Annotated in this window: 24 protein-coding genes and 2 tRNA genes; 11 read left to right on the top strand and 15 right to left on the bottom strand. The window is 60.7% G+C overall.

The genetic code is table 11. The features are described from left to right. Positions 1-18: 18 nt before the first annotated feature. Both DP106_RS12460 and DP106_RS12455 read left to right on the top strand, forming a co-directional pair. Positions 19-213 carry a methytransferase partner Trm112 gene (locus DP106_RS12460; RefSeq protein WP_120085762.1) on the top strand — a complete coding sequence of 65 codons (195 nt, stop codon included), beginning with the start codon at positions 19-21 and terminating at the stop codon, positions 211-213. Between the two features lie 46 nt (positions 214-259). Then, positions 260-835: a DUF7524 family protein gene (locus tag DP106_RS12455; RefSeq protein ID WP_120085761.1), complete on the top strand. Its 576-nt coding sequence runs from the start codon at positions 260-262 to the stop codon at positions 833-835. A gap of 4 nt (positions 836-839) precedes the next feature. Here DP106_RS12455 and DP106_RS12450 read toward each other — a convergent pair whose 3' ends face one another. Then, complete coding sequence (locus DP106_RS12450) at positions 840-1,958, bottom strand: DR2241 family protein (RefSeq protein WP_165857889.1); 1,119 nt, start codon at positions 1,956-1,958, stop codon at positions 840-842. Further along, positions 1,959-2,837 carry a CbiX/SirB N-terminal domain-containing protein gene (locus tag DP106_RS12445; protein ID WP_120085759.1) on the bottom strand — a complete coding sequence of 293 codons (879 nt, stop codon included), beginning with the start codon at positions 2,835-2,837 and terminating at the stop codon, positions 1,959-1,961. A 169-nt stretch (positions 2,838-3,006) separates the two neighbouring features. Between DP106_RS12445 and DP106_RS12440 the strand changes: the two genes are divergently transcribed. Both DP106_RS12440 and cysS read left to right on the top strand, forming a co-directional pair. Beyond that, positions 3,007-3,516 carry a DUF7523 family protein gene (locus DP106_RS12440; RefSeq protein ID WP_120085757.1) on the top strand — a complete coding sequence of 170 codons (510 nt, stop codon included), beginning with the start codon at positions 3,007-3,009 and terminating at the stop codon, positions 3,514-3,516. A gap of 57 nt (positions 3,517-3,573) precedes the next feature. After that, positions 3,574-5,052, top strand: a complete 1,479-nt coding sequence (gene cysS, locus DP106_RS12435; protein ID WP_120085756.1) for a cysteine--tRNA ligase — start codon at positions 3,574-3,576, stop codon at positions 5,050-5,052. 34 nt (positions 5,053-5,086) lie between these two features. On the opposite strand, the gene DP106_RS12430 is transcribed toward cysS, so the two are convergent. Both DP106_RS12430 and DP106_RS12425 read right to left on the bottom strand, forming a co-directional pair. Next, complete coding sequence (locus tag DP106_RS12430; protein WP_120085754.1) at positions 5,087-5,593, bottom strand: hypothetical protein; 507 nt, start codon at positions 5,591-5,593, stop codon at positions 5,087-5,089. 3 nt (positions 5,594-5,596) lie between these two features. Next, positions 5,597-6,163: a DUF7342 family protein gene (locus DP106_RS12425; RefSeq protein WP_120085752.1), complete on the bottom strand. Its 567-nt coding sequence runs from the start codon at positions 6,161-6,163 to the stop codon at positions 5,597-5,599. A gap of 134 nt (positions 6,164-6,297) precedes the next feature. On the opposite strand from DP106_RS12425, the gene DP106_RS12420 reads away from it, so the two are divergent. Next, a complete protein-coding gene (locus tag DP106_RS12420; RefSeq protein ID WP_120085751.1) occupies positions 6,298-7,128 on the top strand; it encodes a hypothetical protein in 831 nt (276 codons plus the stop codon). Between the two features lie 89 nt (positions 7,129-7,217). On the opposite strand, the gene DP106_RS12415 is transcribed toward DP106_RS12420, so the two are convergent. Further along, a tRNA-Glu gene (locus DP106_RS12415) sits at positions 7,218-7,292 on the bottom strand. A 233-nt stretch (positions 7,293-7,525) separates the two neighbouring features. On the opposite strand from DP106_RS12415, the gene nadA reads away from it, so the two are divergent. From nadA to nadC, 3 genes are read left to right on the top strand one after another with little or no spacing between them, the layout of a single operon-like run. Then, a complete protein-coding gene (gene nadA, locus DP106_RS12410; RefSeq protein WP_120085749.1) occupies positions 7,526-8,659 on the top strand; it encodes a quinolinate synthase NadA in 1,134 nt (377 codons plus the stop codon). 1 nt (position 8,660) lies between these two features. Then, positions 8,661-10,205, top strand: a complete 1,545-nt coding sequence (locus DP106_RS12405; protein WP_120085747.1) for an L-aspartate oxidase — start codon at positions 8,661-8,663, stop codon at positions 10,203-10,205. After that, positions 10,205-11,020, top strand: a complete 816-nt coding sequence (nadC, locus tag DP106_RS12400) for a carboxylating nicotinate-nucleotide diphosphorylase (protein ID WP_120085745.1) — start codon at positions 10,205-10,207, stop codon at positions 11,018-11,020. Before DP106_RS12405 ends, nadC begins: the two co-directional genes overlap by 1 nt. A 12-nt stretch (positions 11,021-11,032) precedes the next feature. On the opposite strand, the gene DP106_RS12395 is transcribed toward nadC, so the two are convergent. From DP106_RS12395 to DP106_RS15920, 3 genes are all read right to left on the bottom strand, one after another. After that, positions 11,033-11,884, bottom strand: a complete 852-nt coding sequence (locus DP106_RS12395) for an MOSC domain-containing protein (RefSeq protein WP_120085743.1) — start codon at positions 11,882-11,884, stop codon at positions 11,033-11,035. An 86-nt stretch (positions 11,885-11,970) separates the two neighbouring features. After that, positions 11,971-12,705 carry an archaeal proteasome endopeptidase complex subunit alpha gene (psmA, locus tag DP106_RS12390; RefSeq protein WP_120085741.1) on the bottom strand — a complete coding sequence of 245 codons (735 nt, stop codon included), beginning with the start codon at positions 12,703-12,705 and terminating at the stop codon, positions 11,971-11,973. 143 nt (positions 12,706-12,848) lie between these two features. After that, positions 12,849-13,025 carry a DUF7501 family protein gene (locus DP106_RS15920; RefSeq protein ID WP_165857888.1) on the bottom strand — a complete coding sequence of 59 codons (177 nt, stop codon included), beginning with the start codon at positions 13,023-13,025 and terminating at the stop codon, positions 12,849-12,851. A gap of 184 nt (positions 13,026-13,209) precedes the next feature. Between DP106_RS15920 and DP106_RS12385 the strand changes: the two genes are divergently transcribed. Further along, on the top strand, positions 13,210-13,632 hold the full coding sequence (locus DP106_RS12385; RefSeq protein WP_120085739.1) for a DUF2391 family protein: 423 nt from the start codon (positions 13,210-13,212) through the stop codon (positions 13,630-13,632). Between the two features lie 22 nt (positions 13,633-13,654). On the opposite strand, the gene DP106_RS12380 is transcribed toward DP106_RS12385, so the two are convergent. The 3 genes from DP106_RS12380 to hpt form a co-directional block, all read right to left on the bottom strand. Beyond that, positions 13,655-15,073 (bottom strand): sensor histidine kinase, encoded by a 1,419-nt coding sequence (locus DP106_RS12380; protein ID WP_120085737.1) that lies wholly within the window; start codon positions 15,071-15,073, stop codon positions 13,655-13,657. Between the two features lie 108 nt (positions 15,074-15,181). Beyond that, positions 15,182-15,255: transfer RNA gene (locus DP106_RS12375), tRNA-Thr, on the bottom strand. An 89-nt stretch (positions 15,256-15,344) separates the two neighbouring features. Continuing rightward, positions 15,345-15,911 carry a hypoxanthine/guanine phosphoribosyltransferase gene (gene hpt / locus DP106_RS12370; protein ID WP_120085735.1) on the bottom strand — a complete coding sequence of 189 codons (567 nt, stop codon included), beginning with the start codon at positions 15,909-15,911 and terminating at the stop codon, positions 15,345-15,347. Between the two features lie 122 nt (positions 15,912-16,033). Between hpt and DP106_RS12365 the strand changes: the two genes are divergently transcribed. Then, positions 16,034-16,300 (top strand): HAH_0734 family protein, encoded by a 267-nt coding sequence (locus DP106_RS12365; RefSeq protein WP_120085733.1) that lies wholly within the window; start codon positions 16,034-16,036, stop codon positions 16,298-16,300. Positions 16,301-16,327: 27 nt separating this feature from the next. Here DP106_RS12365 and DP106_RS12360 read toward each other — a convergent pair whose 3' ends face one another. Both DP106_RS12360 and DP106_RS12355 read right to left on the bottom strand, forming a co-directional pair. Then, complete coding sequence (locus DP106_RS12360; protein ID WP_120085731.1) at positions 16,328-16,825, bottom strand: hypothetical protein; 498 nt, start codon at positions 16,823-16,825, stop codon at positions 16,328-16,330. An 89-nt stretch (positions 16,826-16,914) separates the two neighbouring features. Beyond that, a complete protein-coding gene (locus DP106_RS12355) occupies positions 16,915-17,433 on the bottom strand; it encodes an HNH endonuclease (RefSeq protein ID WP_120085729.1) in 519 nt (172 codons plus the stop codon). Positions 17,434-18,347: 914 nt separating this feature from the next. Here DP106_RS12355 and DP106_RS12350 point away from each other — a divergent pair. Next, positions 18,348-19,241 carry a bifunctional methylenetetrahydrofolate dehydrogenase/methenyltetrahydrofolate cyclohydrolase gene (locus tag DP106_RS12350; protein ID WP_120085727.1) on the top strand — a complete coding sequence of 298 codons (894 nt, stop codon included), beginning with the start codon at positions 18,348-18,350 and terminating at the stop codon, positions 19,239-19,241. 6 nt (positions 19,242-19,247) lie between these two features. On the opposite strand, the gene DP106_RS12345 is transcribed toward DP106_RS12350, so the two are convergent. Together DP106_RS12345 and DP106_RS12340 are read right to left on the bottom strand one after the other, a co-directional pair. Then, positions 19,248-19,478 carry a DUF7385 family protein gene (locus DP106_RS12345; RefSeq protein WP_120085725.1) on the bottom strand — a complete coding sequence of 77 codons (231 nt, stop codon included), beginning with the start codon at positions 19,476-19,478 and terminating at the stop codon, positions 19,248-19,250. 32 nt (positions 19,479-19,510) lie between these two features. Beyond that, on the bottom strand, positions 19,511-20,329 hold the full coding sequence (locus DP106_RS12340; protein WP_120085723.1) for a DUF7117 family protein: 819 nt from the start codon (positions 20,327-20,329) through the stop codon (positions 19,511-19,513). Positions 20,330-20,625: the final 296 nt, after the last annotated feature.

The following is a 20,625-nucleotide window of genomic DNA, read 5'->3' as shown; positions in this document are numbered from 1 at the left end:
CGGCCCCAGCAGACGATAATGAAGAAGTCGCTCATGGACATCCTCTGTTGCCCGGTGGACAAACACGACCTCGAACTGGCCGTCGACACAAAAGACGACGAGGAGATCATTGAGGGGACACTCACCTGCACAGAGTGCGGCGAGGCCTACCCCATCGAGGACGGTATCCCGAACCTGCTGCCACCGGATATGCGGGACGAAGCCGCAGCCTAACCCGGTGTTCCTGTAGCTTTTTATTCCGTGAGGGCGATTCACAACCGTGTCGCAACTGACAGTATCGCTCAACGAGGATGGCCTCCACTCGATCACCGCACCCGACAGCTTCGAGACGAGTGAGCCCTTTGATGTACTGTTAAACAATCACAGCGAGGCCGTCTACGTTCATCTCAATCTTGATGAGACGCTGTCAGCCGTCGCCGACATCCGGGCGAACAACCATTACGTCGAACCTGAAAGCAAACGGCCGGTTTCGGTCGCCGTCGACCCACGATCGACGGCGGTCACCGGTCGGCTCAAGATCGCCACCGGATACGGCGCGGAAGTCGCCTACACGACAGTTACCGTCCAACCGCCGACAGACGATCCAAAACGCGTTACCGTCGATGAATCACTGGCAAAACCCCAGCGGGAGCCACCGACGGAGCCGACCACCGCCGAACAGCTCGCCGCCGTCGCCGGCGGGAGCGCGACCAGACTGCTGGGTGGCTTCGGGCTGCTCGCGGTGGTGCTGGCGGTCGCCATCGCCACCACACTCGAAAGCGGCGTTGTCGTCGCTGGCGCGGTCGTTGTGCTGCTTGGGGTTATCATTGCCGTCGGCCTCGCTGTACGCGCCTGATGTCTCACTCGCTATCCCCGTCGTGGTCATCGGGATATGTTGGCGTTCCCGACAGCGTAGCATCATCGTCGAACCGCTTCTCGCGCAGGTATCGCGCCCGATAGCGGTTGGCCCCCTCTGAGAGATCGGCTTCGCGAATCTCGTTGACGGTTCCGTCGGCGACCGCGTCGATAATAGCCTCAATCTGTTCTTTTTCACTTGGTGTGAGTTCGAACTCGTAGGTCTGGGTGTCTTCCCGTTCCAGTTTGGCCCACTCTCGTCCCGCAGCAACGACCGTCGAACACGGTGCCCGACAGGGGAAGACGCCATCGCCGCCCTCAGCAGCCAGCGGCTCGTCCTCTGAGAGCTGCCATTCGCGTCGTTTGAGACACTGTGAGTCGTCACAACACGCGGCGGCCGCCCAGTTGACGGCCTCGTCCGGCAACACGGTGATCAGATTGTAGATCCCGCTCTGTCGATCCTGTTCGTCCCGCCAGTGGTCGATATCAAGCTTGCCGCGCTGTTCGCGGTGCCAGTTGACGATCGTCGCCGGATAGAACGCTTCGACCGCCTCATAGACCGCATCAGCGGTGAGTTCGGGGAAGATCCAGCCGGAGTCAAGCGACGGCGCGGTGCGGAGCGGGCGGTACTGACCGTCCGCGTCGAGGGTTCCGATATCGCGGGCGTCAAACGGATCGGTGTGAGGTGTCAGCGCGCCGTCGTCGACACCGCTGTCGTCAACGTGGCGAATCTCGTAGCGACGGCCGCCGTCGGGGGCTAGTGTGGTAGTGATCATAAGTTCGCCCCACTCGCGGTCGATTCCGGCCCCGAGATCGTCGTAACGGGTCGGAACCGGGCGATCGTCGGCCAGTTCGAGCCACCGGCAGAACGCCTGCTTGCTCTCAGTGGTGACCTGTTGGGTGTGGAAATACCAGTTCGAAATGTAGGCTGCCTGCTCGTCGGCAACCGTGCCGAGTTCGTCACCACTGAGGCTGGTCTGGTGGTCAGGCGTCTCAATGTGGTAGGTGTCCTCGTCGGCGTCGTACTCGGCAGCAAGCTCGTCGTACTCGATCGGTGCTGCCGCGAGCTGCTGTTTGAACGCTGCCAGTTGCGTTGCCGAAAGCGCGGCGTCGGCAACAGACATCTATTCACCCACCGCCTGTGTCGTTGGGCTGGTCTGTTTGCGCACCCGCGCGATCGCATCGCCGATATCCGCCCCGGCATCGGCGGCGCGTTCGAGCACCACATCCGCGGTCAGTTCCTCGGTGCCGACCGCGCCGCCGTACCAGATTCGATGGCCGTCGACCTCACTCGGCACGTCGTACCCGTTTCGGTAATCGTCAGTGAGCCCCATGTCTTCAGGGATGTCCTCTTGGGTGTGAAAGCCGTCGGCGATAAACAGCGGGACGACGATGATATCCTCGCTGTCGAAGTGGTCGGCCACATCGTCGATCTCCGGCTCCTCGTCCATGAATAGGGCCTTGACCTCGTCGAACCGGCCGGTCTCCCGAAGGCGTTCGGTGTGATACTCGATCGCTTTCGCGCTGTTTTCGTTGCGCTCGGTGCCGTGACCAACAACGGCAAACCCAAATCCGTTCCCAACTTCGGGATCACCAGTAACCGATTCCGCGCGCCGAACGAGAACATCAGTCATCGCTTCATGGGTGCCAACAGGGCCGCAGTAATACACCTCGGTGTCGATGTCGCTGGCGACCAGCGTGGCGGTATCCGCCGAGATGCCATCGGAGTTCCATAGCTCCGGCTCCCAGCCCTCCAATCGGAGTTCCCGCGGGATGACCCGCTCGGTGAAATAGCCTTCACTGATGAACAGCGGGACGACGTAGATGTCGTCGCCGTGGGTTGTGCGGAGTACCTCACGAAGCGAGGGTTGCTCCTTCCAGAACCCCGTTCGCACCTCGTCGAACGCGCCGGTTGCACGAATGGTATCGGCGTGAGTGTGTGTCGGTGTCGCCGAATCGGGGTTGAGATGCGACCCGTGGGCGACGATGACCAGCGATTGCATACCCATGGCTTCGGGCGTCGATGGCTTATGGACTTCGGGCGATCACCGATCGGTTTTGCCGAGACACCGAGCAAGCGGTGGTTTTTGCGCCGATTTACAACCGGTCTCCTGTCGATGACTGTCCAACCGGCGGTGAAATCATCATTACCGTCGGCGACACGCCTCCGGTATGTCACTTGCCGCCGACACACGTGAGGCCGTCCGCCAGCGACCCACGCTCTATAACGCACTGCAGGCGGGTATCCTCAACTATACCGCCGCCGCCGACAGCCTCGATATCGACGGCGACACCGACGCGATCGCTACCGCGCTGCGTCGGTTCGGCGAGTCGTTGTCGACAGCCGATAACGAGGAGAAGCCCGATCGGTCGATGACGGTTCGCATGAAAAGCGGCATTGACCGCGTCGACACCGACGCGCAACTCGCTGTCGACGGTGTCGGCTTTGGTTCCAACGCGGACACGGAGCCAGCCGCGGATGTCGCCGCGGGGTCGCCATCGCTGACCGCGATTCAGGCGACCGGCGATGTCGACAGCGACCTGTTGGCGACGGTGCTGGATCGGCTGCGGATCGCCGACATCGAGGTTGCGGCCACTGGGGTCGCCGACGACACGCTTGTCGTGGTCGTGCCGCGGCGAGCAGGGGCAACAGCCCTCCGACTGGTTGAAACGGCAGCGTAGTCGGCAGCGCAAAAATTCGACGGCTTCAAACGCCCGCCCGTATCACCACCGACAACAATGGCGCTGTCCGTGACAAACTCCCTGACAGACGAGCGTGAGACATTCGAGCCGACCGGCGATGAAGTCTTGGTGTACGTCTGTGGGCTGACCGTCTCGGATGATCCCCACCTCGGCCACGCACGACTCTGGACGCACGCCGATGTGATCGCCCGCTGGCTCGACTACTCGGGCTACGATGTGCGCCATGTGGAGAACTTCACCGATGTCAACGAGAAGATCGCCGCCCGGGTCGGCGAGCGCCCTGAGTGGGACACCGAGGCCGATGTGGCACGACACTACATCGCTCGCGTTATCGAATACATGCGCAGGCTGAACTTCCGACGCACAGCGGTCTACCCGCGTGTCTCCGAGCATATCCCCGAGATCATCGAGTTAGTCGAAACACTGAGTGAGGCCGGCCATGCCTACGAGGCCAACGGCTCGGTGTACTTCGATGTGACCACCTTCGACGACTACGGCAAGCTCTCGAATCAACAGCTTGAGGATCTTGAAGCCCAAGGCGATCCCGATGAACGAAGCGAGAAGCGCAATCCCGCGGATTTCGCCCTCTGGAAGGCCGGCGGCGTCACCCCGGCTGCGATCGCCGAGCACGCCAAACACGACCACGGCGACGACCACCCAACCGGACAGACGTGGGAATCGCCGTGGGGTGAGGGCCGACCCGGCTGGCATATCGAGTGCTCGGCGATGTCGATGACGCATCTCGACGACACGATCGACATCCACATCGGCGGCCACGATCTGGTCTTCCCGCATCACGAAAACGAGATCGCCCAAAGCGAGGCCGCCACGGGCCAGCAATTCGCCAACTACTGGCTCCACACTGGCCTGTTGGAAACGGACGACGAGAAGATGAGTTCCAGTCTCGGGAATTTCTTCACCGTCGAGGACGCCCTCAAAGAGTACGGCCCGAACGTCATTCGCACGTTCTATCTCTCGACGGAGTATGGCTCGAAACAGACCTTCTCCGAGGACGCGATGGCCGAAGCCGAGGAGCGGTGGGATCGGCTTGAACGCACCTACCACGCCGCCATCGATGCCTGTGATTCCGTTGATGCGACCGCAAAGACCGAGGACGGCGATCTGCGGGCGGCGATCGACGACACCCACGAGGAATTCACGGCGGCGATGAACGACGATTTCAACGTTCGGGAGGCGATGGCCGCCCTTCGCTCGCTGACGAACGCGGTCAATCGGCACGTCGAAGAAGCGGAGCCCTACGATTATCAGGGGCTCAAGGCCGCCATCGAAGCCTTCGAATCGCTTGGTGGTGAGGTCTTTGGCCTTCAATTCGACACGAAGACTGACGGCGATATTGCACTCGCAGGTGAGGTTGTCGACCTCGTCTTAGACATACGTGAGGCCGACCGCGAGGCCGGCAACTACGAGCGCGCAGACGAGCTCCGGGATTCGTTGGCCAACCTCGGGGTTGAGGTACAGGACAGCGACGACGGGCCGACGTTCCGCTTCGAGTAGGCCCGTCGCTGCGGGCTCGGTTTCTCCGATCTGTTCACTCCAGCGCGTCGTCGTCAACGGTCGGTGTTCCCTCGATCCATTCGAGCGCGTCGAGCACTGCGATGAGGTCATCGATCCGGGTATCGAACACGTTCAGCGGGTGGGAATCGAGATACGTCGCCGTGACGCGCTGGGCAGTCGCGTCGTCATGATCGAGTTGAAAATGACACAGGCCGAGATCCATGTGGGTCTCATCTTGATGCCAGCCAACCATGAGGTCTCGCTCGCGTTCGACCCACTGAATCCGGTAGCAGTCGTAGTCGAGATCGCGGGGGAAGTCAAATGAAACCTGTAGTTCGGCCTCGCTGCAGGGATACTCCCGATCCAGAAACCGTGCCGGATCGACCGTCGCCCGGACGCCGATTTTGTTGCCGGCGGCGGTGTGATACCACACCTGCTTGATGGGGGTCGTTTCGCTGTCGACCTGTGTCTGTAGGCGGTTATGAATCCGCGTCAACAGCCGTCGGCTGTCGAGATTTGCGCGGTTGGCGAGAAACAGCATCGGCTACTCCGAGACCGACACCGACCCGTCGCCGGGGTGAGTGGTGTCGCCAAGTTGGGTAGGATGTACCGACCGCGCGTCGTCGTACAGCTGGAGGGCCTGCCGGAGCAGCCGTTGGTTGTCGGCCGCCCGCTCCCAGCGGCGGAGCACGCGGTTTCGCTCGCGGATCGCTTCGGCACTCTGATCGGCTGCCAGCGACGCTTCGAGTTCGTGTTGATCGTTGACGCCGAACGTTGTTTTCCAGTCGTCGATCCGGTCTTGGATCGTGGCGATCTCCTCGCGGAGCTCCGACCGCGTGTGGTCGTTGATCAGCGCGGCAAGCTCCTCGAAATACCGTTGTTGATAGTTCGGCGCATACTTCGTGTGGCCGTCGTCGCCCTCGATAGCCTGCAGTTGCCCGAACTCGGTCAGCATCTCCAACTCGTCTTTGGCCGTCTGCCACGCAGACACACCGGCCTGCTCCCGAACCCGCTCGACCGACCGGGGTTCGGTGAGCGTGGTAGCGATCTCCCGCACCCGCTCTCTCGCGGTCAGATCCTCGTCCCACGCGGGAAGGCCAGTCTCGCTCATACGTCAAATACGCTGCTTGCTCTCTTATATTTTAGGATTGCTCTCAGATATACGAGAAAACCGCTGGTCGACTGCGGCTCACAGCGACAGGGTGATCATACAGTATATGCGTCTCGATACTGTCACTTGCGGATATGGACGGTCGCCGCCTCATCGAAGCCCTCCTCGGCGTCTACGTCGCAACGCTGCTGCTGCCAACACTCGCGGTTACCGGCTGGGTCGCTGTCACGTCGGCCTCGTTCGGCACGATTCTCGCCGCCGGCCTCGCTATCGCGGGGGCGACCGCGCTTGCGGCCACCACCGTCGGCGACCTCCTGGATCGGGTGGCGTCGCTGCCGGCGGCCGCCGCGCTGACCCTCCCGCCGCTGGCGTACATCCCCTACATGATCATTGCCGACATCGAGGCGGAAGCCGTGGTGACGATCGCCGGGCTGTTCGCTCTCGTTCCCGGGATCGCTGTCCTGCTCGCGGCGGCCGGGATTCGGAACCGTCGACTCCGGGCGCGAGCCACCGAACACGCGGTCGTTACGATCGGTGATGGCGACGATGACGGAATCAGCCAACCGGTTGTTCTTGCTGCTGTCGGCGGAATCGGCCTCATCGTCGTCGCCGCTGTTGCGGTACCGATTCTGACGTTCGATGGTTTCGACGGGAGCTCAACCCTGTTCACCTCGCTGACCGGACTCTCCTCGCTGTTCTTTCTGTTCGACAACGACGGCCACGAACTCGCTGTCACCGACGAGGGGTTGCGTGTCGACAGCTCAATTATACCGTGGGACGATCTCGGGAGCTACCGTCTCACCGACGAGGAAATCAAGATCGAACGCGCCTGTCGGTGGCTCCCAAGCCGCGATTTCGACCGGGAAGAAATCGGCGACGATGCGGCGTTTATCGACGCTCTGGGGGAGTATCTGCCGCGAACAGATGAGAAAACAGAGCCAGCGGCGGCGACGGCCGATCGATAACCCCCGTGCCGGCTCCCCGGTTGCGACTACGTAATCCGTTAGACAGCCATAGCAACGCCTGTTTGTTCTGTCAACGCTCGTTGAAAAAGTGCTCCGGCAGGGATTTGAACCCTGGTCATCACCGTGAGAGGGTGATATGATTGGCCGGACTACACCACCAGAGCAGGTTGCATTCGCCTGAATGCATCCGATTGTAGCCGGGTTGGTATCAAAACAGTTGCGCTTCGGCCGCCCCATGTGACAGCGTGCCGAATGACAATAAAACGATCACCGCCTTCGTGGACGTGAGATCGTCGTCAACGGTGTCGTACGAACATCTATACCCGGAGATGCGTATTGAACAGAAAACTTCTTCAATACGGGTACCATTGTAGAGATACCCAACGGATCCGACCTTATGGCCAACATGGAAACAGCGACGTTCGACACCGAGCTGAGCCTTTTTAAGTACGATAATCTCGAACAGCTACCGGCGAGTCACCGCGATCTGACCGAGGCCGAGCGCGAACCACGGATCGAGGCCGCACTCGATGCGCTGGGCGACGACGTGGTCATTCTCGGCCACAACTATCAGCGACGCGAGATTGTCGAACACGCCGACTTCATCGGCGACTCCTATGCGCTGAGCAAACATGCCGCCGAGGCCGACGCCGAGTACGTGATCTTCGGCGGCGTGACGTTCATGGCCGAATCCGCCGACATCATCACCGACGACGAGCAAAGCGTCATCCTCCCCTGTATGGAGGCCTCCTGTCCGATGGCCGGCATGGCCGAAGCTCTCCAGGTCGATGCCGCCTGGGAGCAGATCACCAACGCCGACCCCGACAGCGAGATCATCCCGATCACGTACATGAACTCCTATGCTGATCTGAAGGCGTTTTGCGCCGAACAGGGCGGCCTCGTCTGTACCTCATCGAACGCCCACAAGGCCTTCGAGTGGGCCTTCGAACGCGGCGACAAGGTACTCTTCCTGCCGGACAAACACCTTGGCGAGAACACCGCCCACCGCCTCGGGATGGAGGATTCGATCGCCGAGTGGAACCCATGGGATCCAGAATCGAAGGATGCCGACGAGCTCGAAGACGCCGAGATCGTCCTCTGGGACGGCTACTGCCAGGTTCACGAGCGGTTCACCGCCGACCACATCGCCGACGTGCGCGAGCGACATCCTGAGGCCAACGTCGTCGTCCACCCCGAATGTCGCCGCGAGGTCGTTGAAGCCGCCGACGTGGTCGGCTCTACGGCGACAATCACCGAGGTCGTCGAAGAGGCCAACGCCGGTGAGACATGGGCGATCGGCACGGAGATCCACCTCGCCAAACATCTCGACCGCTGGCACGACGATGTGAACGTGGTGCCGCTCTGCGGCGACGCCTGTATGGACTGCGACGCGATGCGCCAGATCGACCCCAACTACCTGACGTGGGTGCTCGAGGAGTTAGCGGCGGGTCGCGAACACAACGTTGTTGAGGTCGCTCCCGAGGAGAAGGAACTCGCTGGCGTCGCCCTCGACCGCATGTTGGAGCTCTAAGATGACACCGAACACACACCCAACAGACACCCCACGCACCGCTGATGTGCTCGTTGTTGGCTCCGGGATCGCCGGCTGTGCGGCCGCCCTCGCCGCAGCGCGTAACGACGAGGATGTGTTGCTCGTCACAAAGGCCAGCGAGCCCGAAGACGCCTCCTCCGACTGGGCACAGGGCGGGATCGCCACCACCCGCGGCGATCCCAAATCGCTCAAAGCCGACATTATCGAGGCCAGTGCGGATGTGGCCGACCCCGATGCCGTCGATGTGTTGGTCGAAAATGCCGCCGCCGCCGTCAACGATGTCCTCATCGAGACGCTGGGCGTCGAGTTCGACACACGTGATGGCGAATACGACTTTGCCCAGGAGGCCGCCCACTCCGAAGACCGCATTCTCCACGTTGATGCCGCGACCGGCCAACACGTCCTCAGGCCGTTTCTCTCGCATCTCGATGCGGTCGACAACGTCGAGATCGTTGAGTCGACAACCGCCCTCGAACTCCTCCGGCATGAGGGCCGTGTCCATGGCGCGCTGCTCGATACCGAACCCGACGGCGAACCGGTCTTCGCCGGCGCGACGATTCTTGCCACCGGCGGCATCGGCGACTGCTTCGAGCAGTCGACCAACCCGACAGGTTCGACGGGTGACGGGATCGCGATGGCGTTTCTCGCCGGCGCGGCCGTCGACGACATGGAGTACGTCCAGTTCCACCCGACCGCGGCTGACATCGAGGAGCCGTTCCTCCTTAGCGAAGCGGTTCGCGGCGAGGGCGGCATCCTGCGTAACGCCGCCGGCGAGCGATTCATGCCGGAGTATCACCCGGATGCCGAACTCGCGCCACGGGATGTCGTCGCCCGTGCGGTGCAGGATGAGATCGACGCAACCGGTGGCGTGACCCTCGATATTGCTCCGCTGGGCGACCCGTTCGACGAGGCGTTTCCGAATCTGGCCGAGAAATGCGTCGATCACGGGATCGATCCAGGCGATGGGATTCCAGTTGCACCCTGCGAGCACTTTCTCTGTGGCGGCGTCGATGTTGACGACCACGGCCGAACAAGCCTCGACCGACTCTATGCCGTCGGCGAATGCGCTCACACCGGCGTCCACGGCGCGAATCGATTGGCGTCGACGAGCCTACTGGAGGGCCTCGTGTGGGGGCTCCGCGCCGGCCAGGATGCTGCGGGGTTCACCCCCGAGGAGATCGAGTACCAGCGGCTCCAAAACAGCGATCCCGCGCTGCCTGACCGCTTTGCCGGCGAGAAGTTCCACCGGCTGACCCGTGTCGTCAGCGAGGAACTCGGGCTTCGGCGGACGAGCGGCGGCATCGACAGCGCGCGCGGCATCTTGCGCCGGCTCAAAGGCGAGGTCGACGCCTACACGCGAACCCGCACCTCCCGGGGGCTCTACGAGCTCCGGAATGCGACGGTCGTCGCAATTCTGATCGCTAACGCCGCCGCCGACAACAACGAGAGCATCGGCTGTCACTATCTTGTTGACGGCGCGACAGCCGAAAACGGATCGACAGCCGCAGCGACAAACGGGGACTGATGCTCACGGCCAGTCAGATCGACCGGTGGCTCCAAGAAGATATCGGCCACCACGACGTGACCAATGACGTGGGTGGCGACACGCGTGGGCGACTCGTTGCCAAAGAATCGGGCGTCGCGGCCGGGATCGACGCGGCTGCAGCCGTGTTCGACCATCTTGGCGTCGATGCCGACCGCGAGGTCGCCGACGGCGACGCTATCGACACTGGCGATATCGTGCTTCAGACAAATGGGTTGGCCCAAGCGACGCTCCGGGCCGAACGCGTCGCGGTCAACCTCGCAGGCCACGCCTCCGGCGTCGCTACGAAAACACGCGAGGCTGTCGACCGTGCGAGCGGAGTCGCCAACGAGGTTCGGATCGCCGGCACGCGAAAAACGACGCCCGGCCTACGCGGGATCGAGAAACGCGCGGTCGTCGCCGGCGGCGGCGACAGCCACCGACTCGACCTCTCGCATATGGTGATGATCAAGGAGAACCATATCGCCGAACTGGGACTCGAAACCGCCGTCGAGCGGTTCCGCGAGCGCGTCTCGTTTGCGACGAAGATCGAAGTCGAAGCCGAGTCAGCTGAGCAGGCCCACCGAGCGGCCGTGGTGGGTGCCGATATCGTCTTGTTGGATAACATGACGCCAGCCGAGACGGAAGCCGTAGTTGCTGCCCTCGCTGACGACGCGCCCGACGTGCTGACCGAAGCCAGCGGCGGCATCGCCCTCGGCGACGTTGCCGACTACGCCGCTACCGGTGTCGATATCATCTCAATGGGGTCGCTGACCCACTCGGCTCCGAGCCTCGATTTCTCGTTCCGAACCGGCTGAGCGAAGGTTATCTTATTCGGCCGGCACGGGTGTGTCGTCAGTCGGCACCGTCTCACCGAGTTTCAGTTCGTCGCCGACAGCGATTGTCTCACCCCAACTCGCCTCGGGAACCGCCGTATTGACCATCAGCCGGAACTCGTGATCGAACCAGTCGCCGCCGCTCCAGTCGGGCATCGTCGCTCGCCGCTGTTCAATGAACCGCTCGTTGAATCCCTCGATTTCCTCACCGGTATCCGGATCGCGGCTCGGAACGACACACCGTTGACACGGGTTGACACCGAGAAATTCGGCGTCGCCGATCGTGAATCGAACGCGGCTTTCGCGGTCGGCGAAGAGTCGATCCTCCCAAAATGCTGGGACGCCGCCGAGCACAATGTTCGGGCGAAGGCGACGACGCATGCCTTCGGGATCGACACCATCGAACCAGCCGGCGACAGTTTCGACCGTGGCTTTGCTGATGATCGTCGGCCCCGAAGCGGTCGTGTCGTCGGGGAAGCCGCCCTCGCGGTTGCGGTCAAGCGTGACAGGGTAGCCGAACCACTCACGCAGCCAGTCGGTGAGCGCAGTCGGGTTGTCGCTGTCGATGGCACCGAGTTCGAACCGGCGTTGGGCCTGCGTCGGCGTCGACAACGTCACCACCGCTGGGCGGGCGGTCTCGCCGTCGTAGGTCGCACGGATCGGATGCACCTGCCGATCGTGTTTGCCGTTGACGTACTCGCCGTCGCTGTCGAACAGTGCGTACTCGCGGTCACCAGCGAGGCCACCGTTGGTGACAATCTCGACACGGTCGATTGACCGGTGGTCAAGCGATTTGATCGGATATATCGATATCTGTTCGACCGTTGCCGACTCCGGAGGTTGCATGTCGGCGACACGGCACGCCGAATAGAAAATCCGTCGGTTTCACAGACTATTCGCCGGCAGTCGCGTCGACCGTACGGTCAGCCGGCTTACTCGTCGGCGTCGAGATCGATGTCAGCGTCGTCGAAGATGTCTTCGATCTCCTCGACAGTTAGTGCGCGGTACCCCTCCTCCGCGGAGAGGGTCGAGATGCTGACCTCATTCGGGCCGAGTTCATCGGTTGCGACACGAAGCGCGCGCACCGCAAGCGCGAGACCGTCGTCGTGGCTGATCTCTTCATCCCATTCGTCCTCGAGGAACTCCTGGATGTCCGCACCGGAGCCGCCGATGACCGTCGCCTTCCACTCGTTGGGTGTTCCGGAGGGATCAGCCGCGAACAGTCGCGGCTCGCCGTTGTCGATCCCGCCGATAAGCAGGGCTGCCCCATACGGACGGGTGCCGCCGCGCTGGGTGTTCTCCTGGATGTGGTCGGTGAGCTCCTTTGTCAGGGCTTCGATATCGATCGGCTCGCCGTACCGAAGCTGACTGACCTGCCCCTGCTGGCGGGCAAAGTCGATCAGCTGGCGGGCGTCGGCAACGTGGCCCGCGGAGGCCGCACCAACGTGGCCGTCGATCTTATGCAGCTTTTCGATGCTCTCTGATTCCATCAGCGACGAGCCCGCGCGGCTCTGGGCAGCCAACACGACACCGTCGGCTGTCCGGATACCGACACTCGGTGCGCCGCGAGAGACGGCTTCGCGGGCGTACTCGACCTGATAGATGCGACCGTCAGGCGAAAACAGTGACGTGCCGCGGTCGTAGGCCTGCTGGTCGTTACCCCTCATCGCTGTCCTCCAAACCGCCGACCGACTGCGTGCTGATTCATCTGCTTTTCTGTAAGAGACCGATAGGAAAAACCCTTGCTACCCGTTCCGGAGCACTACCCGCTGGTCGCCGTCGCGCGTACGGTCGTCCGGGACACCGTCGATTAGCCGGCCCAGCCACCCGGCATATCGCCGTCAACACGCTCACGCCACAGCTCAAATGCCTTGCTGCACTCGGGGTGTGACTCAATGTGTTCCATGAAGCCTGCCCCAGCGGAGCCGATCGGTCGTTCACAGAACGGACAGCGGTTGGGTTCAACCGAACTGGTAGCTGTTGCCATATACCATGATTTGTCGGCAACTACATAATGATTGTGCATGTTCAATCGAATTTTTTGTCGAGATAGTTCAATGAAATCGGCTCGTAAGTGAGAAAAAGAGTCCTATCGGGCAAGTGACGACTGTGAGTGGTGTCATTGAGCTGCCGGCCGATAGCTCTTCCATCCAGCATGTTAAACGGCGGATATGAACAACCGACGAAAACACAAACTCGCCGACACCGCCCAACAGATCGTCGGCGGGTTTCTGCTGGCCGGGCCGTTCGTCGTCACCGAGGAAGTGTGGTCGCTCGCTCGCAATATGACGCCGCTGCACAGCGTCGTCCTCATCGGTGCGGTGATGGCGATCGGCTACGGTGGCCTCTACGGCGCGGACAACGACCGTGATCCACGACGCGAAGCGGCGATCGGCGGCATCCCGATCCGCTTTATTTCGGTGTTACTCGTCGCCTTCGGCTCTGTCGGCGCGCTCGCGGTTGCGATTACCGCGCCGGCGGTGTTCCTAAGCGACCTTGCGCCGGCGGCCCGCGCAGGCGTCACTGTCCGGGCGATCAGCATCGCGGCTGTCTTTAGCGTTGTCGGGGCTGTAACAACCGATAGCCTCTTTTGAGTCGTGCGGCGGTCGTCAGGGGTTAGTCGATATCCGGGTCGTAACGCTGGAGTTCGACAGCAAACACCGCCCCGATTGGCTCGGTATCCTCGACCCAGATCCTGCCGTTGTACTGGTCGACCAGCTTCGAGACAAGGTAGAGACCGATCCCCGAACCTGGGCTGTCGGCTCCCTTGCGGCCCTTCTCGAAAACAGCCTCCTTCTCGCTGTCAGGAACGCCAGGCCCGTTGTCGGCGATCCGGACGACGATCGCCGTGGCCGTCCGGTCGGCGGTGATCTCGATCTCCGTGTTCCCGGTGTCGTTGTGGCGGATAGCGTTTGTCAGAACATTGGCGATCACAGACGACAACAGTTCGTTTGCCCGGACAACAGCGTCGATATCATCGACGGTGATCGACACGGTGTCATGTTTCGAGCGAAGCTTGCTCACCTCGGTGTCGACAGTGTCGCCAAGGTCGATCGCTTCGAGGTCGACATCGGTTGTCCCCTCGATTGAATCAACGAAGTCCTTGGCGATCTGTGCGAGTTCAGCGATATGATCGCTTGTGTTTTTGATCCGCTCGACCATCTCGATGGCTGTCGGATCGGTGTGATCGGTGAGGACGCCCGCCCACCCGGAGATGACGTTGACATCGTTTTTGATGTCGTGGCTGACGATCCGATTGATGAAGGTGAGCTCCTCTTTTTTCCGGCGGAGCTCCTCCTCGTTGTGTTTCTGGAGAGTTATCTCTCGGGTGACGATCTGCACCGAATTCTCCTCGCTGCCGGTCTCCAGTGGAACCACGATGTTGTGGAAATGTCGAAGCCCGATGCTGTCCTGAAACGTGACAACGCTGCCGGCGGTAATCGCTCGTTGCCCCTGTGTGCGGCGGTTTTCCGCAACATCCTCGGGAAGTATTGACGACAGTTCTTGGCCAACAAGCTCATCGGTGGTTGTGTTGAACGCCCGCGCCATTGTCTCATTTGCGGCCAAGATCGTCCCATCGAGTCGTACCTGGCTGATCTCGTCGGGGGCGTTGGCGACAAGACACTCGTATTTCTGTTGGGTACGGTGGCGGTCAACGACGTTGTCAATGCGGTTGGCCAGTAGTTTGAGCGCGTCGGCCTCGTTGATATCCTGTTTGAGGATGTACTCGTCGACACCCTTTCGGATCGCGCGGCTGGCAACCGTTTCATCGCCCTCGCTGGTAATCAGAATAAACGGGATGTCAGTTGTGTCAACGATGGAGTCATACAGCTCCAACCCGGTGAGCTTCGGCATCTGGTAGTCGCTCACGATACAGTCGACCGTGCCCTCGGCGGCGATCGACACCGCCTCTCGAGGGTCGGTGACAGCGGTTGTCGCCATCCCGTGTTCCTCGCTGAGCGTCTCGGCGACTAGGGTGGCAAAGAACTCACTGTCATCGACAACGAGTATCGAGAGCGATTCGTGTCTCACCATGTGAGTGGTTTGTCGTCGTAGCCTGTCAGCGGAAGTGAAACTGCGGGCACTGGGGTCGGTGATATTGATAAGACATACTGAGACAGTTAGCTGACATACTACCTCTAAAGCCGGAGGAGGGAATTGAACCCTCGGCCTAATCCTTACGAAGGATTCGCTCTGCCAGGCTGAGCTACTCCGGCAGGCCGTCCGTGGCTACTTTGTGGTTGCGTGATTGCGGAAATAAGGGTTGCGAAACAGCCGCCGTGCTGTCGGTGGTATCGACGCCGGCTCAGTCGTCACCCATCGCGTCGGTGATCTCAACTTCGCTGTCCTCAACGGTCACGTTAATTAGCGTCTTGACGTGGTACTCCGTCTCATCAAGCTCGTTCGGGCCGGCCTTTTTAATCACCGCGACCACGTCGGCGATCTCCGTCCCGATCTCGGTCAACGCATCAAGGATGGCCGCCATCGTCCCGCCCGTCGAGAGCACGTCGTCGAGCACAAGCACGCGGTCGCCGGGCTCGACATCGTTGATATACATCTCCGATTCGGAGTAGCCGGTCTGTTTCGACAACGATACCTCGCCGTCAAGCCCGTAGGAGCGTTTCCGGATGACGACAAGCGGGATGTCGGTCATCAGCGAGACGGCCGTCGAGATATGAATCCCCATCGCCGCCGGCGTGACGATCTTGTCGACGTTTTCGATCTCGGCCTTCCGAATGATCCGAATGACAATCTCCCGCAGCAGCTCAGGGCGCAGCATCGGAACACCGTCGCTGATCGGATGAACGAAATACTCGTAGTCGCCCTTTTCGATGATCGGTGCGTCGAGAAGCGACTGCTGCAAGCGATCCATATCCTCTCTTCGCTAGACGAGACCTAAAGATGACGATCCTCCTATCAAGCCGAGTGCAACGGTGGTTGTGGCCGAATCACCCGCATCGAAGCCATTAACAGCCAGCCAGTCGAAGCCCGAGTATGCAACATCTCATCGTTACCGGCGATCCCGGCATTCGCAAGGGCGCGATCATCAACTACGATGGGCGTGAGCAGATCTGTTTTGCGATCCAGCGACAGGGCGACTGGCACGGCCCCGATGCGGTACAGCTGTGGTGTACGATCGGCACCGAGGATGAACGCGAAACCTTCGAGAAACGTGAGTACGTCCCCAACTGGCTCGACGTCGACACCATCGACGCCGAGTCACTTGATGTCATTCAGGCGAACAACGAACTATCCGTCTAACGGCGAGACGGTTCGACCACGTACCGATCAGGCAGCCGTACCGAACATACCAGCAAGATCTATCGCACGCTCGACGATGAACATCTTTGCCTTGTCGATCGTCCCCGCGCCTTCGATCGTGATCTCGCCGCTGTCGTAGGCCTGGTTGAACGCCGCGACCGGATCCGTAGCCGTGTACAGCGAACACGCCGTCTGGCGGTCTGTTTTGACGATCACGTTCGGATCCTCAGCCGCACCGAGTTCGACTGAGGTGATCTCCAAGGAGCCGTCAGCCTGCAGGGTGTAGTTCTGTTGGGCAGCGTTTTTGACCTGTAGTTCAGTGGTGTTAGATGCCGCAACCGAGCCCACCATTGAGGGGACGGCGTCGGTGTTATTATTGTACACAGCAACGACCTGATCGATCTGGATTTCGCCCGTCTCACCACCACAGGTGATCGGTGGGTTCGACTGAGCACTGACCGGGCCGGTGACGCCAGCAACGAGCGCAACGGCGAGTATCAGCGTCACAAGGAGTGTTCGATACATACCGTATCATTTGGCTGCAGTCATAATTAGATTTTGTCAAAGTATCGTTGCGTCCAGCCGTCTGAGACATCGATGTGGAGCCACGCCAGTCAGTCCGTCAGGTCACCGTCGATGTACTTCTCGGTGAGGGGCTCAGCCTCGGTGACTCGGCCGTACTCCGCAAACCGGGCATACAGAATCCAGTAGTACGCCGGGCTGTGTTCGTCCTCAGTCGCCGGGAGACTCTGGACGGTGTTAACGATCGGATCGATGCTTTCGACCAGTTCGTCGGGGTCTAACTCGCCGCTGATCCCCCCTGCTGCATCGCGGTAGGCGGTCGCCAGTTTTTCGGTAGCAATCACCCCAAAGTACGCGAAATCGACCTCTGGGCGTGTGTCGGTAGCGACATACTCCGCAAAGACTGGTTCGTACTCCTCGGGGTCAAGAAAGTCATCGGGCGCATACCGCGCGCAATGAGCACAAAGTGTCGCGATGTTGTCGGGATCGTCCCGGCCGTCGAACGCCAGTGGAACGATGTGGTGGTCAACCATCTTCTCGGGGGGCCCCTGCTGGCCGCACTTCTCGCAGGTAACCAGATCATGAGCAGTGGTATCAGTCCCCGCAAGCATATTCAAAGGTACGAACCCCCCGATATTTAATTATACTCCGAGACGCCCTCACACACAGCGGGAGGAGGCAGGCTCACAGCCAGAAATAAGTTACCAGTGGTCGCTGGAGCAATCGATCGCATCTTATCGGGAGAGCATCCAGAGAAATCCGATGACAGCAACGATAACAACGACACCCACAATCCCCGCGAGAACGACAACCTCCTGTGTCGCCGCCGGATTCGCTGACTCACCGATCATACGACACCCAACAGTCGGAGGTGATAAAACTGTACGCCCTGCGAGTGTTCGCAGGTCAGCAGTGTTACCGGATCAGCGGAACATCGACTTATGATAACTGATGTGCGAACGGCGGAAGGATCGTCGGTAGCATTGTCGCAGTAGGTTTGACAGGGATATCACTAATAAAACAAGAGCCATAGGCGCACAATCACAGCAGCAGTGTTCTCAGAACGGCGTCAGTTGAATCACCCATCTGGTGTCTGAGAGAAGGTTCACCATGTTCAGCACTGAGAACCGAGACACCAGATGGACATATAGTGGTACGACAGACAGGCTCTTAAACATAACGCGTAGGGCATTGGACTGCCGTCACGCCGACCGACCACCAGCGACAACAACGAACATCCCAAAACCGGACACGCTTTACTGAATACATAGTGACATAATACACTAGTATCGTATTTTTACAAACACTCTGTGTAAATCGTCTGAGATTTTGGTTTAGCTAGTTTTGATCCTGTCAACTGGCAAAAACAGTAGTAACCCACAGCGACAAACCGTCGGTCTGAGGCGGCCCACACGATCAACACCAGCAGCGACAACACAAGCTCCGACACACAGAGCCAACGCGGCAGCGAAGCTGGCTGCCCGGTTCCGAATCCTTTTGCCGATCCCCACCCCTCATCCGCGTAATGACCGAGATCATCGACGGCAACGCCGTCGCCGGCGACATCCGCGCCGAACTCACCGACTGTGTTGAGACACTGCAGGACAGCGGCGTCACCCCCGGCTTGGCGACTGTCCTCATGAGCGACGATCCTGCCAGCGAGACCTATGTCTCGATGAAACAACAAGACTGCGAGGAGGTCGGGATCAACGGCATCCACGTTGAGATCGATCCCGACGCACCAGCCGAGGAGCTGTTCGAAACGATCGACCGCCTCAACGATGACCCTGAGGTTCACGGGATCTTGGTACAGTTGCCGGTTCCCGACCACGTCGACAAGCGCGCGGTCATCCGGGCGATCGACCCCGCGAAGGATGTTGACGGTTTCCACCCCGAAAACGTCGGTCGGCTTGTCGCCGGCGACGCGCGATTCAAGCCCTGTACCCCACACGGCGTCCAGAAATTGTTAGCGGCCTACGAGATCGAGACTGCGGGCGCGGACGTGGTCGTCGTCGGCCGTTCGGATATCGTCGGCAAACCCCTCGCTAATCTGTTTATCCAGAAAGCCCCACAGGGCAACGCAACGACGACGATCTGTCACTCCCGCACTGACGATCTCGAAGCCAAAACGAAGACAGCCGATATCGTCATCGCCGCCGCCGGCGTCCCGGAGTTCATCGATGGCGCAATGCTCAACGAAGGGGCGACCGTCATTGACGTGGGTATCAACCGTGTCGATGCGGATACCGAGAAGGGGTATGAGCTCGTCGGCGATGTTGACTACGAGAGCGCGGAATCAGTCGCCGGCGCGATCACCCCTGTCCCCGGTGGCGTTGGCCCGATGACGCGGGCGATGTTGCTGTACAATGCCGTGAACGCTGCGAGCGAGCAACACGACATCGACATCGAATTACCGTAAGCGCCGTCAATGCCGGAAGAGATAGACGGCGTCATCCTGATTCAGCAGACAGAACCGTACACCGTCGTTTTCCGGAAACTGTTGGGTTCGACCACGCAGGATGAATAAGCGATCGAAGACTGCCGCACACACTGGGCAGGAGACACCATCGCGGTTATCGTACAGGCCGGTGTCGCTGCTCTCTCTGAGCTGTTTCATCTGGTGGCGGTGATCGTGGATATCAAACGGTTCCGACATAGATAGCGCAAGGAGCGAGGGGGGCTTTTGTATTATGCCTGCGAGAGCCGCGTCAACCGATCGCGAGCGGCCGTGAGTGCTGCCTCGTCGTCCGTCCGAAGATACCGACCGACAGCACGAGTGCTTACGACGAGATCGGCTGCGACGGCCGGCTCAACATCGCCGTGGAGGGCATTGAGGCGGTTGACGTGATCCCGGAGTTGACTGAGCGTCGTCGCTGCCGACTCGTCGGGCGTCGCGTCCAACCACGTTCGGAGGTCGCTACAGTAGGCAGCCACAGCGTCGGCGACAGCCAACCCCCACGCAGCCCGAAGGTCGCTTGGCACCTGTGCGGCAGCCAGTTCAACGTCGTCGATATCGGGTTCCGTCGTGTCGGCCTTGCTGTCGCTGACGGTTGTCTCGTCAGCACTGTCATCGATTGTGGTATCGACAGCCGTATCAGCAGCGTCGTCAGCCAGTGTTTCGTATAGCGATACAAGATATAGTTCGGCGTCGGCGGTCGGTGTTTGACCCCGAGCGAGGATATCGACAGTATGCAGCAGTGTCCGAGCTGTAAGATAGCGATCGTCGAGCGGTCGAAGCTCACCGCCGCTGATGAAGCCACGCTTCCGAGTGTACTCCCGGAGCACCGATTTGAGCTCGTCAGCATAGGCCGCCACCGACTCCTCGGCGATCCGACCGCGGAACGTTGCCAGCGGTAGCGCGGCCGGTGTGTCGGTGTGGAGCTGGCGTTCCGCATCGCGGCCGACACTGCGGAGTGAGCCGCAGTGTGGACAGGCGACGCTGCCGGTCTCGTAGTACGACCACTCAGTGTTACAGGCTTGACAGAGGCGCTGTCCGCGGATCTCCATATCGATCGTTGCCGATGCAGCTAAAAAGGGGTTGTGAGCCGGCAGGGGTGGCAACTCACGCGGCCGAGGGGTCGTGCGACAGGAGCCCGCTTTTCCGTAGAGTGGCCGCCAGATGCGACGACGCAAAAGCAAAAGGACAGATAAGTCACGTAACACACAACGAATGATACGGCGTGAGGAGCCGTAATAGACCGCTCTATCGGCTCGCACGATAGTGAGCCGACATATTTATTTAAACAAACGCTCTTGTGGCGTAGATTGTTGGTGAGTTAGAGCACAGTTTCAAGAATTGTCTC

The organism is Halonotius pteroides (genome assembly GCF_003605635.1).
Classification (GTDB): Archaea; Halobacteriota; Halobacteria; order Halobacteriales; family Haloferacaceae; genus Halonotius; species Halonotius pteroides.
Note: the sequence above shows the minus strand (reverse complement) of the source record. Positions and strands in the feature narration are given on the sequence as shown.